Raw genomic sequence first — 15,210 nt, forward strand, 5'->3', positions numbered from 1 at the left:
GGAGACGCAGCCCCAGTCCAATCACAGCAATGGGTTCACACCACATCAGAGCACGGCTCCGCTGGCGACTCGAAAGCCGCTCAGACTCATCACCTGTTTGAACTTCATTCTCAACCAACAAGAATCAATAAAGACATACATCCGGAACATCTCTCACTGCGGCCGGCGCGGAATCTCGCGGCCCAAGGCCTCCGTCCTCCACCACGGACAGATCGCCGAAATCGAAAAGGGCGTGCTTGTACAGCTTGAGGCGCGGACTCAATCCTTCGGGCCCCACCCGAACCGCGATGAACTTCGCGCGATCGGTCTGCATCATCCGCTCGAAGTCCCGGACGGATTGCTTCGAGGACTCGGGATACCCGAACCGGGAGATGGCTTCCAGAACCGCAGAGGTCTGGATCCCGCTGTAGATGAGGTTGACTCGCTTGGGCTGGGATTGGGACTCGGAGGCCTCGATGGCGACCTGGGTCATCTTGTCCGCGGAGTGCTCCCAGAGCAGCGCGTTCAGCTGGCGAACCCGCTCCAGCTCCGGGGCGGACACACCCATGTCCTGGAGGAGGCGCCACAGCTCCGAGCCAGACTGAAATGGAGCTTGCTTCTCGTCGAAGCGCACCAGGTACATCTTGGATTCGAGCGTTCCGTCCTCCAGGAAGCTCAGTCCCAGGAACAGGGGGTAGTACTCGGTCCGCAGCGCGGAAGCGAAGGTCTTCACCCGCTCCGCGAAGGGCCCTACCCGGAAGCGCTCCGGCAGGCGGCTCATCGCCTCATCGAAGCCGGAGTGCCCGCGCATGGGGTCGAAGTGCCAGCTGGCGGCAATGGAATACCGGGTGGGGCCTCCGGGCTTGAACTCCGCGCGCACCAGGCCCAGGTCCGATGACCGGAATGTCTCGCAGATGGCCACGGACCGCTCGACGCCCTCGTTGGAGATGCCGAGCTGACGCGTGTACTCCCGGAAGGCCTGCGTGACCGTCCCATTGTCGCTGTAGAGCATGAGGCCCAGGCCGGGCTCGTCCACGTTGTAGGAGAACTCAATCAACGCCTTCTTCGCGATGCCCAGGCCCTGCACCGGGAGCCAGTACTCCAGGAACCGCCGCACCTCGGAGGCCTCGCTCAGCAGGCCTTGGGCGCGCAGGGCATCCCGGACGAACCACCCCAGCGTCTTGTCCGGCTGCCACATCACTTCCGTGTCGAAGTGGCAGATGCGATCACGCGGTCCAACCCGCTGAGGAGCCACCAGGTTGGCCAGCACCCGTCCCGCGTAGCGCGCTCCCAGCGCCACCCGGCTGGCGGGCCACAGTGCCTCGGTGCCCAAGCCCTTCACGGACTTCTGCTGCCAGGCGCGCTTCGCGAGCCGCAAGGCGATGTCCGGGCGCAGGAGGAACTCCGCTCCCGCCTGGACGTGCATCAGCTTGAGGAACTCCTGGTAGATCTCCGGATGCTCGTGGTTCAGCGCGTAGAGTTCCTCCACGTACCACTGCGCCAGCTTGATGAGCCGTGTCCGCTCGCCGGGGACGTGGGGGTGCCGCATGGCCTCCGCCGTCACGAAGAACCAGAGTCCCTGGATCCACTGCGCGCCCGTGCGCAGGTACGACGCCGTCCAGGCCTGGGTCACCGCCTCCAGGCTGTCGAGCTGATGCAGCGCCTCGTTGAGGAGGTTCGCCTCCAGCATCGCCACCGACATGCCCTGGCCGAAGACGGGGTCGAAGTAGCACCACGCATCCCCCAGGACGAGCAACCCCGCGGGGAAGTCCCGGATGCGCTCGAAGTGGCGCCATTTCACGTCCGGCACCCGGTACATCTGGACGTCCGAGACGGGCTTCGCGTCCTTGATGGCTTCGTAGATGTCCGGCTCGCGGAGGCCGCGGGCGAACTCCACGAACCCGTCCTCGTCGCGGGGTGGGTGGTGTCCTTCGTAGCCGAACAAGGACACGATCCAGCGATTGCCCTCCACGCCCTGCATCGCCCCGCCGCGTGGCGCGTCGGGCGGCAGCGGGGTGATCCACAGCCCTCGCCAGTCCCTGGCGGTCTCCGGCTGCTCGAAGAGACGTGACACGTAGCAGAGGTTGATGGGCAGCCGGCTCTCCTCCGGCGGGCTGAACCCCAACTCCGACAACCACTTTCCCAGCTGCGAACCGCGCCCGCTCGCGTCGACGACGATGTTGGCGAGCCGGTTCGTCACCGCGCCGCCGTCCCCATGGCGGTCATGTGTCTGGACACCGAGAATCCGCCTTCCATCCGGCGTGGCCAGCAGCGCCCGCACGGCGGTCGACTCCAGGATCTCCACGTTGGAATAGGCGCGAAGCCGCTCTCTCAGGTAGCGCTCCAGGGAGAAGCGTGTCTGCGGGTACAGGGTGATGCCGCTGCGGTGGCGCGGCATCCAGTCTCCAAACTGCAGCCACCGGAGGTCCTGGGTGAAGTCGAAGGGCTCGATGCCGTCTGCCTTCATCTGCTCGACGAGGCCGGGGAAGTACTGCTCCAGCAGGTCCACACCCTTTCGCAGCAGGACGTGGATGTGATTGCCCTGGGGCGCGCCCTGGCGCGGGCCGTCCTGGAGCACGTCCCGTTCAATGACGGTGACGCGCTCGAAATGGTCCGCCAGCACGCGCGCGGCGCTGAGCCCACCAATGCTGGCGCCAATGACAATGGCGCTCCCAGGAAGCTTGTTCATGCCGTGTCCCGCCTCTTGCAGCGTCAACGCTCGGGTTGCTCGCGGAAGCCGTTCAGGCCGCCGCCTGCTGTCCGGTCAGGTGCGCCAGGATGAGGTCGTGGACTTGCGTGGCGTGGAGTGTATCTGCCTCGATCAGTTCGCCATGTCGTGTCATCAGCACCGGCCCATCCTCCGGGCCGGTGGGCAGGCCATGCGCCCCTTTGAGGAGGGAGCCGTCCATCGAGACGACCTCCAGTCGCGCTCGCACGCCCAGCATCTCCTTCACGACACTGCCCCCCAGTTCCAGCATTCGCAGACCGAGCTTCGGGTCCACGAACATCTCCAGCGGGTCGTAGCCCGGCTTGCGGTAGATATCGACGGTCCGCGCGTAGTCCGGCGCACGCGCATCATCGAGCCAGTAGAAGTATGTGAACCAGGCATCCGGTTCAGCCAGGGCCACCAGTTCGCCGGAGCGTGGGTGGTCCAGATGGTGGGTGCGCTTACCCTCGGCATCGAGCACCTGGGCCACCCCGGGCTCCGCCTCGACCAGCGCCTTGACCTCGTCCAGGAGCGCCGGGTTCCGGACGTAGATGTGCGCGATCTGCATGTCCGCGACGGCGAACGCCTCACTGCCGCTGGGATAGACGACGTCACGGCCGCCCTCCTCCCGAATCGCCAGCCACCCTCGGCGGCGGAAGAGGCGGTTCAGGTGGACGGCCCGGGACACGGGGACCGCGCCGAACTCCGAGAGGATGATGACGCGCACGCCGCGCGACTCATAGAAGCCAATCAGCTTCCCGACGACGTCGTCGAGCTCGCGAAGGCTCTTGTGGATCTCCTTCGCGTCCGGTCCAAACGTGTGCGGCGTGTAGTCCAGGTGCGGCAGGAAGACGAGCGAGAGCGTGGGGCTGTGCCGCTGCTCCAGCCACATGGCGACGTCGGCGATCCACTCCGAGGAGCGGATGCTGTAGCGGGGCCCCCAGTAGTCATACGCGGGGAAGTTCCCCAACGCCTCGACGAGCGGCTTGCGCAGGTGGAGCGGCTCCGTGAACACGTCTGGCAGCACCCGCCCGTCCGCGGTGAAGGACGGCTGCGGCGTGATGGCGTAGTCCGCCTTCGAATACATGTTCATGAACCAGCACACGCGGGCACAGGTGAAGCTGGGGTCGAGCTTGCGGGCGGCATCCCAGAGCTGCGGCGTCTGCACGAGCCCGTCGGACTGGGGCCAGAAGCGGACCTCTCCCAGCTCCCGGTTGAGCCATCCATCTCCGACGATTCCGTGCTCGCTGGGGTATCTTCCGGTCAGGAACGTCGCCTGCATGGTGCAGTTCAGCGCCGGCAGGACGGGCTGGAGCGGCACCATGCGCCCCCGCTCCACGAATGCCTGCATGTTTGGCGTCGAGGGGCCGACAAACCTCGCGCTCAATCCAGGCAAGTCCAAAACGACGCAACGTTCCATGCCCGAAGCAAACTGCCCACGAGCAAACCAGTCAATCACCGACCAGGTTGTCCCATACCCTGGTCTGAGATGAGTGTTTAGCCACTTCAACCAGGTCAGCCGCGTGTAGAATTTTACCGCGGCCATAGGCTGGAAAGCACTGACGCGAGCGCTCGCGCCTGGAATGAGTGACACCGCACCCAGTGCACTGGGTAGTGAAACGAAACGGAATACATGGTCTGGAGGGGCGGGTCATGGGCCTCATTTCAGCCCGTTTCCCTGCTGACCGACGGTGCGCGGCCGGCCCTCGAGACCAGGTCCTCCGCGGCAGCGGCAAATCGCGTCCCGGCCCATTTGTAACTCATTGAGTCCACCTCGGGCCAGACCCAGCAGATAGGAATTGCCAAACCCCGCACTTCAATCCCATCCAGCGCCACCTCAAAAGACACACTTTCCGGCCACCATCCCGGAGGTTCTTGACGGCTCGTTCCCACGCACGCGAGACTTCGCCTGACGCCTCTCACGTCTCACCATCCATCTCCGAGGGCCATGCCGCGCAAGCGCAAGGCGTTCGAAGCGCGCCCCCTCGTTGCTGTCACCCGTTGGAACACCAGGAAAACATGGACTTCAGTTGGACTCACGAGCAGGTGGAGCTCTATGACCGTGCCCTCGCCTTCGCGCGAGCGCAGTTGCCCGAGGCCGCAAAGCCCAGCAAGGAAGTGCTGCCACGCGACTTGTGGCAGCGCTGTGGTGAATTCGGCTTCCTGGGGCTGCCCGTGCCAGCGGCGCATGGCGGACTGGGGCTGGACACGCTGACCACGGCGCGGGTGATGGAAGCGCTGGGGCGCGGCTGCGTGGACACCGGACTGGTGTTCTCCGTGGGAGCTCACCTCTTCGCCTGCGTGATGCCCATCCTGGAGAGCGGGGATGACGCGCAGAAGTCCCGGTACCTGCCCCGCCTCTGCTCAGGGGAATGGGTGGGCGCCAACGCCATCTCCGAAGCGGAAGCGGGATCGGATGTGTTTGCCCTGAAGACGCGCGCGGTGCGGGACGGCGACAGCTACGTGCTCGACGGTGGCAAGAGCTACGTCACCAATGGCCCTTCCGCGGACGTCTTCCTCGTCTATGCCGCCACGCAGCCTGCCCATGGGTACATGGGCCTGAGCGCCTTCCTCGTCGAGAAGGACACGCCGGGACTGTCCGTCGGGCGCGCCTTCGAGAAGATGGGGCTGTCCACGTCGCCCATCGCCCCCATCTACCTGGAGGGGTGCCGTGTCCCGGAGTCCGCGCGGCTGGGTGCGGAGGGACAGGGCGCGGCGCTCTTCAAGCGCTCCATGCAGTGGGAGCGCGCATGCCTCTTCGCCGCCTACGTGGGCGTCATGGAGCGCGTGCTCGAACAGACGGCGGACTTCGCCCGGACCCGCAAGCAGTTCAAGAAGGCCCTGGGGAAGAACCAGGCCATCTCCCACAAGCTGGCGGACATGAAGCAGCGGCTGGAGGCATCCCGGCTGCTGCTGTACCAGGCCTGCTGGAAGATGGACCGAGGCCTGGACGCCGTCATGGAAGTGTCCCTGGCCAAGCTGGCCATCAGCGAGGCCGCCATCCAGAGCGGCCTGGACGCCATCCAGATTCACGGCGGCATGGGCTACGTGGCCGAAACGGGCATCGAGCGCGTGCTGCGTGACGCCATTCCCAGCGCCATCTTCTCCGGCACCTCCGAAATCCAACGCGACATCATCGCCAACCAGCTCGGCCTATGACACTCGACCAAATCGTCATCCGTGCAGCGGCGAAGGCTCCCGAGTCCATCGCCATCAAGGGTCCCGACGGGACACTCACCTACGGCCAGTTGGACGCGCTCGCCAACCGCATCGCCCGCGCGCTCCAGGAGCTGGGCGTGAAGCAGGGAGACCGCGTAGGGCTGTGGACGGAGAAGTCCGTGCGCGCCGTCGCCGCGATGCAGGGCATTGCCCGGCTGGGCGCCGCCTACGTCCCCCTGGACCCACTGAACCCCGCGACGCGGACGCGGCTCATCCTCGACGACTGCGGCATCGACGTGATGGTGACCACCACCACGCGCGCCTCCGAGCTCCACAACGCGGGCATGAGCCGGCTGCGCTACCTGCTGGTGGACGACAAGGGGCCAGAGATCTGCTGGAACCGGCTGTGCGGTTTTTCGTCCGAGCCGCTGCCGCCGCACGGCTCGGGCGACCACGACCTGGCGTACATCCTCTACACGTCCGGCTCCACGGGAACGCCCAAGGGCGTGTGCATCAGCCAGCGGAACGCGATGGCCTTCATCGAGTGGTGCCATGCGCTGCTGGGCACCACGCCGGAGGACCGCTTCAGCAACCACGCGCCGTTCTTCTTCGACCTCTCGGTGCTGGACCTGTACGCGGCCTTCATGGGTGGCGCGTCCGTCACGCTCATCCCGGAGGCGCTGGCCTTCGCGCCAGAGAAGCTGGTGGAGCTGGTCCTCCGCGAGCGGTTCACCTGTTGGTACTCGGTGCCTTCGGCGCTAATGCTGATGATGCAGGAAGGCGGTCTGCTGAAGCATGGGGCGCTGCCCTTCCGCGCCGTGCTCTTCGCGGGCGAGCCGTTCCCCATCCGGCACCTGCGCCCGCTTCGTGAGCACCTGCGGCAGGCGCGGTTCTTCAACCTCTATGGACCCACGGAGACCAACGTCTGCACCTTCCATGAGGTGACGGACATTTCGCCCCACCGCACCGAGCCGGTGCCCATTGGCCGAGCGAGCTGTGGCAACCGCGTGTGGTTGGCCCGGCCGCCGCCGGACTCAGAGGAAGCGCGGGAGGAAGGCGACGGCGTGGGCGAGCTGATGGTGGAGGGCCCCACGGTGATGCTGGGCTACTGGGGCCAGCCGCGCCACGGGAGCGGGCCGTATGCCACGGGGGACCGCTGCCGCGAGCTGCCGGACGGCACGTTCGAATACCTGGGCCGCCGCGACAACATGCTGAAGGTGCGCGGGCGCCGCATCGAAGCGGGCGAAATCGAAGCGGCGCTGCTCACGCACCCGGACATCCGCGAGGCGGGCGTGATCGCCACCGGCTCCGGCCTGGAAGCGCGGCTGGTGGCCTTCGTGGTCAGCGGCGCCAGCAAGCCCCCTTCCCTGCTCAAGGTGAAGAAGCACTGCGCGGAGCGGTTGCCTCGCTACATGATTGTCGACGAGGTCCGCGTGCTGCCCGAGCTGCCCCGGACTCCCAACGGCAAGCTCAACCGGCGCGCACTGAGGGAACTGACGCAGGCGCCTTGAGTTGGTGACGGGCCGCCAGGGAGCCTGGCGACCGTCCCCACACCGCCCGTGCAACCGCCCCGCGCCTGCCGGCCTGCCCGCAACGTCTCCTCGACTTCGTCCAGACCCCCGACCATGATGGCCGCGCGCGTCAACCGGGCCACATGGATTCCACCACAGCTGAACGGCCTCGCCGGCGGTGGGCTCGAATCATCGCGGGCGGGGTTTTTACAATCCTGGTCGTGCTCCCCGCGCTGGCGCTGGTCGCTGCCGTGGTGGTGTTGCGCAACCTCGACAGTCCCTGGCTGAAGCAGCCCATTGTCTCCGAGGTGGAGGCGGCCACCGGGCTCCAGGTGGACTACCAGGTCGCTCAGGTCGAGCTCCTCTCAGGGTTGAAGCTGGAAGGGCTGGTGGTGCGGACACCCGCTCCGTTCCACAGCGCCGCGCCCGAGCTGCTGCGCGTCGGAACGTTGGAGGCGCACTGGTCGCCCGGTGCGCTGGTGACCGGCCCCATCCGGATTGAGCGGGTGGTGGTGCGAGACGTGGCGCTCGCCCTGGTCGCTGACGATTCAGGCGCCACCTCCCTCACGGGATTGACGGGACCTGAAGCCCCAGAGCCGCCGCCCGTTGAAGCGCCGGTGGGTGCCTCCCGGCAGGTCGCCGACCTCCTGGGAGCGCCGCTTCCTGTCGGGCACGTCGATGTGTCGGGCGTGTCGCTGAGCTACGTCCGCGTCCAGCGTGGCGAAGTCGCCGAGCGCTGGTCCCTGGGCGGGCTCGCGGCGCGGGTCGAAGCGAAGCAACACGACGGGGAATGGAAGGTCTTCGCGAACCTGGGCCAGGCGGGTGCCCCGCTGCCGCTGGAGCTGCGCCACGAAGGCTCCGCCACGCCCGTGGCCCTCGCGGAGCTGGCGTTCGCCCTTTCGATGGAGGCTGGCGCTTCGGCCGCTCGCGCGCAGGTGGACCTCGATGTCACCCGGCAGACCTTCGACCCACGCTTCTCGGTCCGGTCGCTGCTTCACGGCGCGGTGGCCGCGCGGTTCGATGTCGAGAAGCGCCACATCGCCGTGGCGCTGGAGCGCACCCAGCTGACAGACAGCGCGGAGCTCGAGGCCCAGGCCGTGCTCCCGGATGCCGCGGACGCGCCCCCGGTCGTGACACGCGCCCTGGCGGACATCGACCTTGGAAGGCTGCTGGCGGCAATCCCTTCCGAATGGCGTCCGTTCACGCTCGAGCGCGGCAAGGTGAAGCTGGACGCACAAGACGTCACCCTGAGCGCGATGCCTCAACTGGGGCCTCGCGGCAAACTGGGCCTGGACGTGGACGTCGCGTCGCTCCGGATGACCGGTGAGCCAGTCCAGCTGGCGCTCGGCGGAGGACGCGTCACCCTGGTGGCGACACCTGATCCGCGGCAGGGGCTCTCCGCGCAGCTGACGTTCGGAATCGATGGGCTCGACGTGGGAGGCCCCACTGCCCTGCGGATTCCAAAGGCCCACGGTGAAGTGAAGGGACATCAGCTCCGCCCTGAGCCCGCATCCCCGCTCCAGGTCGCCGGGAACGCGAGCCTGTCGGGCATGGTGGAGTCCCTGGACCTCCGGACTCCTGACCTCCGCGCGAAGGCCGAACGGATGGGCTTCCAGCTCAGCGCGCCGCTGGCGGCAGCGCCTCCCTTCGCACTGAGCGCGAACGTGCCCGTCGGGGCGCTCCATGTGTCGTCGCCGGATGGGCACACTTTGCTGAAGGGCCCCGTTCGCGTGAAGCTCGATGCGTCGGACGCGTTCCCGCAGCTCGACAAGCCCCAGCTCAGCCGAGGCCGCGCGCAGTTCGTGCTCGACGTCGGCGACATGCAGGCGTCCCTGGATGCCACCAAGGGCACTGACGCGGTGTCTTACACCCTGGCCGCTCGGACACCGGACCTCGCCGCCGCCCGCCCCTTCATTCCCGAATCGGTCGCGGCGCGCATTCCGTGGCGGCACCTGGGCGTGAGCCTGGACTCCAAGGGCAGCGTGAAGGCGCTCTTCTCCTCCGCGCCACGGCTGGAGCACCGCACGGAGCTGAAGCTGCAACGGCCCGCGTGGGACAACGTGACGGCCAGCAACGTCGCCGTCGTGATGCGCTCGCGGGGTGACGCCTGGCGCCACCAGGGCGACGTGGACCTGCGAATCGAAGGGCTCCGGGCTGGGGAGAAGGACATGGGGCTCCAGCATCAGTCGCTGACCCTGGACCTCAACCGCCGGAAGCCCGCGTTCCGGTTGGGCATCACCAGTCACGAAGGGCCGAAGGTCATGCTGGACGCCGCGGCGGCGTTCGACCGGAAGGCCCGTGCCCTTCGCATCGACGTGAAGGGCGACATTCCCCCACTGGGAATCCTGGCGCCCTTGCTGGCCATGGCGCAGGTGCCCCCGGAGCTGGATGCCGGGCGGCTCGCGGTGGGCGTCGAGCTGCACGGCACGCTTCGCGGCGTGCTCACGGGTGTCACAGCCGATGGCACGCCGCGACTCGCCCCGGACCCGGCGCGTACCGCCAGCTTCGATGGAACGGCGGTGGTGCGCGCGCGGGGCCTGCGCTGGAGGCAGGACGCCCTGTCGCTCAACGTTCCCGCGCTGCATTGGCAGCTGGCGTCTCGCGTCGAAGGTCCCAAGCGAACCGTTCACAGTGACCTGCGCGTGGAGAAGCTCACGGTCGGAATGAGCGATCGGCGGCTGTCCTTCTCGGAGCTGACCAGCGACACCACCGCCAGCTTCACCGAGGCGCTGGAAGCGGACGACATCGAGCTGAAGCAGCACGTGAAGCTTCGCGCGCTCGAACAGAACCCGGCGCTGCCCTATCCGGTCCAGGACGTGGAAGCGACGTTCTCCGCGCGGCGCAAGCCCACGGGCGTCATCCACGTTCCCCAGCTCCAACTGACCAACGCGGGGACCCGCACCCATTTGAAGGTCCGGGGGCGGCTCGACCTCAGCGAGGACCGGCGCCGCCTGGGACTCCGGGGCGAGCTGTCGCAGGACATGGCCAGGCTCGCGCGACCCGGGATTCTGGAGGGAAGCGGCAAGGTCACCGTCGACTTCCGCGTGGGCTCACCCGACCTCGTCGTCTTCCGGACCATCTCCAACCTGCTCCTCCAGGACTTGAACCTGCGCCTGCCCGAGCAGGGGTTCGAGATTGAAGGGATGGACGGCAACGTCCCGCTCACCGAGAACCTCGAGTACAGCGAGGGACAGCTGCGGCTGCTGAGCGACATCGACGTGAACCCGTACCCGATGCTTCGTTTCGCCGACCAGCATCCCCTGCTCTCCCGCAGCGGGTATGTGTCCGCCAAACGCATCAGCACGCCGCTCGTCGCCGTCGCGCCCCTGGCGGGGAACCTGTCCATCGACCAGCACGTCGTCTCCATGACGCAGCTGGAGATGGGGGTTCGCGGTGGGCGCATCACCGGACAGTGGCTCCTGGACTGGCAAGGCAAGCACTCCACCCTGGAGGCCCGCGTGCGAGCCACCGGGGTCCAGTCGTCCCGAGGCGAGCCCTTCGACGGCAATGCCGCCGTGGTCATCTCCGCGAAGGACCGCAGCATCAATGGCCGCGCGGAGATTCTGCGCATTGGCAACCGCCACCTGCTGGACCTGCTCGACATCGAAGACCCCCGCCATGTCAACCCCGCCACCAACCGGGTCCGCTATGCCTTGCGGCTGGGCTACCCGGAGCACGTGCGGGTGAGCTTCAACCACGGCTTCGGCAGCCTGCGCATCACCATGGGCGGCCTGGCGAAGCTGCTCAGCATCGACGAAATCCGGGGCATCCCCATGGGCCCCATCGTCGACCAGCTCATCAAATCCATGACTCCTCCGGAGACCACGCCATGAAACACCGTGGGTTGCTGCTGTGGGCCGCCCTCGCCACGTCCGGGTGCATCAGCGCGCCGGAGATTGTCATGGTGGACCGCGCGACGGCGCTCGAGGAACAGGCCTCGGGCTCGTTCAAGGACGTGGAGCAGCGGCTGGCTCGCGCGGGCATGAACCCCACGCCGGTGCCATTCACACCCAATCAGTTGGAAGAGCTGGGCATCCAGCCCACGCCGCTGGTGGAGAACATCGGCAGGACGCCCGCGGACCGCGTTGACGACCTGCTGCGTCGCCACTGCGTGGGCGAAGGGCGGGACGGGCTGCTGGCGACGACCCGGCGCCGCTGCCAGGCCGGGCGCATGACAGCCGACGACATGGCCCTGGTCGAGCGGGTGAATCGCTCCCGTCAGTTGCTCTGGAAGTGGATGCGGTCGGCCCGCCCCGACGTCCCGGAAGAGACGCTGCGCCGGAACTGGCACAAGGTGCACGCGGAGGGTGTCGTCTGCGGCGGTTGGGTCGAGGCCGAGGATGGGACCTGGGGAGAGAAGCAGTGCTGACGCGGCGGAGACGGGGCGTCGTGGCCCTGGTGACGCTGATCGCGGGGAGCGTCTGGGCGCAGGACGATGAGAACGATGGAGGACTGCGCACGCCCACCCGGCTCACCGTGGGCGTGGGCGACCAGTTCCTGGGGCAGCTGACGCCTGACGGGAACACGTTGATCTTCGCGTCCAACCGCAGCATCGCGACCGAAATCTTCACGCAGGACCTGGAGCGCGGCCGCGAGCGCCGGCTGTTCGACGAAGGCGCGGATGTCACCTGGCCGCGCATCAGTCCCGACGGCAAGCACCTGCTCTACATCTCGTTCCGCAACCAGGCCGGTGGCCAGCTGTGCGTGCGCGAGCTGCCCACCGCGAAAGAGCGCCGGTGCCTCGAAGGAGACGCCAACGCCCTCCAGGCGGAGTGGATGGACGCCTCGCACATCGCGCTGGTGAGCCGGGCCACCATCCAGGGCGACCTTCACCTGTCGCGAGTCGAGCTGGGCGGCAAGTGGCGTGTGACGCCCCTGCTCGAGCGGAACCTGACCAGCCCGACCCTTTCCCCCGATGGGCGCTGGCTGGTGTACGTCCCCATCGAGCGCTCCGTGCGGCAGGTGGGCCCCGGCTTCGCCGCGCGCGCCGCGCCCCATCTGGAGGCGTTGCGCCTGGATGCCCCAGGCGCGAAGCCCGTCCCGCTGTCGCTCGACATCCCGGGGCAGACGGGACAGCCGGCGTTCTCCCGGGATGGGCGCTACCTGTACGTGGTGCAGTTCTTCACGGACTCGAATGCGGATGGCGTCATCGATGCCAGCGACAGCGGCGTGCTGTTCCGGGTGCCATTCGCGACGGAGCGTGACGACGCCGCCGAGCAAGCCGCCGCCGCCAATCCGGACCAGCTCACCAGCAAGTCCTGGAACTGCCAGTACCCGGCGCCCGCGACCACGTCTCTGGCGGCGACCTGTTCACGCTCGCAGTCCCTGGACGTGTACCAGATGCCGCTGGATGGCCAGGTCCCCAGTGCATGGGATGCGCGCCGGCTCAGCGAAGAGCTGAGGATGGTGGGCCGACGCGCCGATGAGCTGCTCCTCTATCGCCACCGGCTGCTGCTCGAGACGCGCCCCAGGCTTCGCCGCCTGCTGATGATGCGCATGAGCATGCTGCACCTGGCCTCCGAGGACTTCAGCGCGGCGGAGTTCTACGCCCGCCACCTGGGCACGGTGAGCGACCCCGCCACCGCGGGCCTGGAGGAACCGCTCCGCATCCTCATCGACCACCGGCGCGCCATGAAGGAGCGCGAGCGGGGCCGCATGGTGGAGGAGCAGAGCGTCGCGGAGCAGAAGCGCATGGCCGCGCTGGATCCCGCGAACGCGCTCAGCCCCGCTGCCGCTGTCTTCCAGCACGTGGTGCGCAGTGAGCTGGCGGATGACGCAGGTGACTTCACGCGGGCCCGAAAGGAGCTGGAGGCGGCCGAAATCGCCGACACCACGCCGCGCGCGGTGCTGGAGGCATACCACGCGCGAGCGGACGTGCTGTACCGTGAGCTCGATGAGCGCGAGCCCCTGATTGAAGCGGGCCGGCGGCTCTCCGAGCACCGCATCTTCCCGGCCGACGACCAGCTCGACTTCGCTCGCGCCGCGGTCCGCGCCCTGTACCGGGGACGCCCCTACGACGAGGCGGACGCGGCGATGGCGCAGGCACTCACGACAGCGCCCGCCGGTTCGGCCTACGCGTACGCGCTGGAGCTGGGCCGCCACATCAATGCGCTCCGAAGCGACCGGCCTCCTCGTGCCGTGCGGGAGGCCCTGCTCGGCTTCTACCAGCAGCAGAAGGACCCGCTGCGCAGACGGGTCCTGGTTCAGGACGCCGTGGAGCGGGCGGCGGGGCTCGGCGCCGACAGCATCATGGAATCGCTGGCGATGGTCTACGTCGACGACACGCCCCCGGGTAGCGAGGAACGACGCCGCGCCGAGCGGCTCTTTCGCCGCGCACTGATGGGCCGCGCCTACCGGCGGCTGGCGCGGCAACGCCAGGACATGGCGCGTGCGGACTTCGACCTGGTGACGCAGCGGACGGGTTCGCTGGAGAGCGCCGTCGAAGCCATGAACCTGCGCTTGCGAGCCGGCGTCAGTCCGGACGTGGTGGAGAAGGAAGTCACCACCACCGCTCCGAACATGGCGAAGCCGCTCGCGCACTTCGTGAAGGCCTACGTCACCGCGCGCCAGCTCTCCAAGTTGGAGGGGGATGCCCATGCGCAGGCCGTGACCTCGGCGGTGAGGGAGCTGCGTGCCGCGTGGCCGGAGCTGAAGAACCAGCGCGTGGTGCAGGCGCTCCTGGGTGCCATCCATCACGAGGACTTCCTGCGCAACCGCGACCCCGCCGCCGCCGAGCGCGCCAACCGCTACTACATGGTGGCCCTGGACTTGATGCGGAACAACGTCCGCTACCGGGCCATGATTCTCGGCGCGCTGGGACTGCTGCACACACAGGTGGGCAACTTCCACATCGCCCTGGGCTACCTCGAGCAGCGGGACAAGCTGCCGTACGTGGACAACTGGGCCGGGCTGGCCGTGTCCATGGCGCGGGCCCACGCGCTGCTCCACGTCGACCGTGAAGCCGACGCGGCCCAAGCGGCGGACAAGGCCCTGGCCATGGTGGAGACCACGCAGCGGCTGTCCAGGTTCCTCCCGCTGGCCCTGGACCGTGCCGCGCTCTACAACCTCGCCGCGGGCCGCTTCGAACGGGCGCTGACGCTCTATGACCGGGAGCTGCCGCTCGTGGAAGCGAGCCCCCAGGACGAAGAGGGCCTGCGCAACCGGATGGTGGTGCGGCTGGCGCGCGGCGCCGCGGCGCTGGGTGCTGGTCAGCCGCAGCGGACTCTGGAGGACCTGGAGCAGGTCGAGCGAGACCTGGCGACGCCCGATGTTCGGAGCGCGTTGAAGTGGGCCCACTCCACGCCGGAGCATGTCCTGCGCTCCTATCGCCTCATCGCCTCGGGCCTGCGCGCGAACGCGGAGACCCGGCTGGGACGCCTGGACGCCGCGGCGCGGGCGCTCGAAACGCGGCGCAAGCTGTACCTGGATCAGTTCGACCAGTTGGACCGCGATGAGGACATCCGCGCCGTGACGCTGGCGGAGCTGCGGCTGGCGGAGAACGCGGTGGACCAGCAGGACCCGGCACGGGCGGCGCGTTGGCTGGGCGAGGCGTTGAAGCACTCCGACTCGCTGGTCGCGCGGACGCACGCGAACGTCGATCCGGGGCAACTGGACGTGCTCTGGTTCGCGGCACAGTTGAATGTGAAGGGCGACGGAGGCTTGCCCTTCGACGTGTCCCAGCGACTGGGCAAGGCGCGCCGCTCCCTGGTCGAGCGGCGTGACCCGGCCTGGCGCTCGTACCTGGCGTGGTTCGAGATCTATCAGGCGCTCGAAGCGCCCGCGGCCGAGGAGAAGCGCGAAGCCCTGGTGCGTCCCGCCGAGCTTTAGGAGCCCCGCTCGACTGGCAAGGCGCGT

General features: G+C 68.2%; 7 protein-coding genes. 5 read left to right on the forward strand and 2 right to left on the reverse strand.

The window, feature by feature from the left end; genetic code table 11:
• Positions 1-124: 124 nt before the first annotated feature.
• Together OZ403_RS22390 and OZ403_RS22395 are read right to left on the reverse strand one after the other, a co-directional pair.
• Positions 125-2,668: an NAD(P)/FAD-dependent oxidoreductase gene (locus OZ403_RS22390; RefSeq protein ID WP_268781685.1), complete on the reverse strand. Its 2,544-nt coding sequence runs from the start codon at positions 2,666-2,668 to the stop codon at positions 125-127.
• 52 nt (positions 2,669-2,720) lie between these two features.
• Positions 2,721-4,037 carry an alkaline phosphatase family protein gene (locus OZ403_RS22395; protein ID WP_237081394.1) on the reverse strand — a complete coding sequence of 439 codons (1,317 nt, stop codon included), beginning with the start codon at positions 4,035-4,037 and terminating at the stop codon, positions 2,721-2,723.
• Positions 4,038-4,705: 668 nt separating this feature from the next.
• On the opposite strand from OZ403_RS22395, the gene OZ403_RS22400 reads away from it, so the two are divergent.
• The 5 genes from OZ403_RS22400 (at position 4,706) to OZ403_RS22420 (ending at position 15,183) form a co-directional block, all read left to right on the forward strand.
• Positions 4,706-5,845, forward strand: a complete 1,140-nt coding sequence (locus OZ403_RS22400) for an acyl-CoA dehydrogenase family protein (RefSeq protein ID WP_268781686.1) — start codon at positions 4,706-4,708, stop codon at positions 5,843-5,845.
• Entirely contained in the window at positions 5,842-7,356 is a 1,515-nt protein-coding gene (locus OZ403_RS22405; protein ID WP_140792820.1) for an amino acid adenylation domain-containing protein, read from the forward strand. The genes OZ403_RS22400 and OZ403_RS22405 overlap by 4 nt, the downstream gene beginning before the upstream one ends.
• Before the next feature lie 143 nt (positions 7,357-7,499).
• Positions 7,500-11,189 carry a hypothetical protein gene (locus tag OZ403_RS22410; protein WP_268781687.1) on the forward strand — a complete coding sequence of 1,230 codons (3,690 nt, stop codon included), beginning with the start codon at positions 7,500-7,502 and terminating at the stop codon, positions 11,187-11,189.
• A complete protein-coding gene (locus OZ403_RS22415; protein WP_140792824.1) occupies positions 11,186-11,725 on the forward strand; it encodes a DUF1318 domain-containing protein in 540 nt (179 codons plus the stop codon). Before OZ403_RS22410 ends, OZ403_RS22415 begins: the two co-directional genes overlap by 4 nt.
• Entirely contained in the window at positions 11,719-15,183 is a 3,465-nt protein-coding gene (locus OZ403_RS22420; protein ID WP_268781688.1) for a hypothetical protein, read from the forward strand. Before OZ403_RS22415 ends, OZ403_RS22420 begins: the two co-directional genes overlap by 7 nt.
• Positions 15,184-15,210: the final 27 nt, after the last annotated feature.

It is taken from the genome of Myxococcus sp. NMCA1 (assembly GCF_026810205.1).
GTDB lineage: Bacteria > Myxococcota > Myxococcia > Myxococcales > Myxococcaceae > Myxococcus > Myxococcus xanthus_A.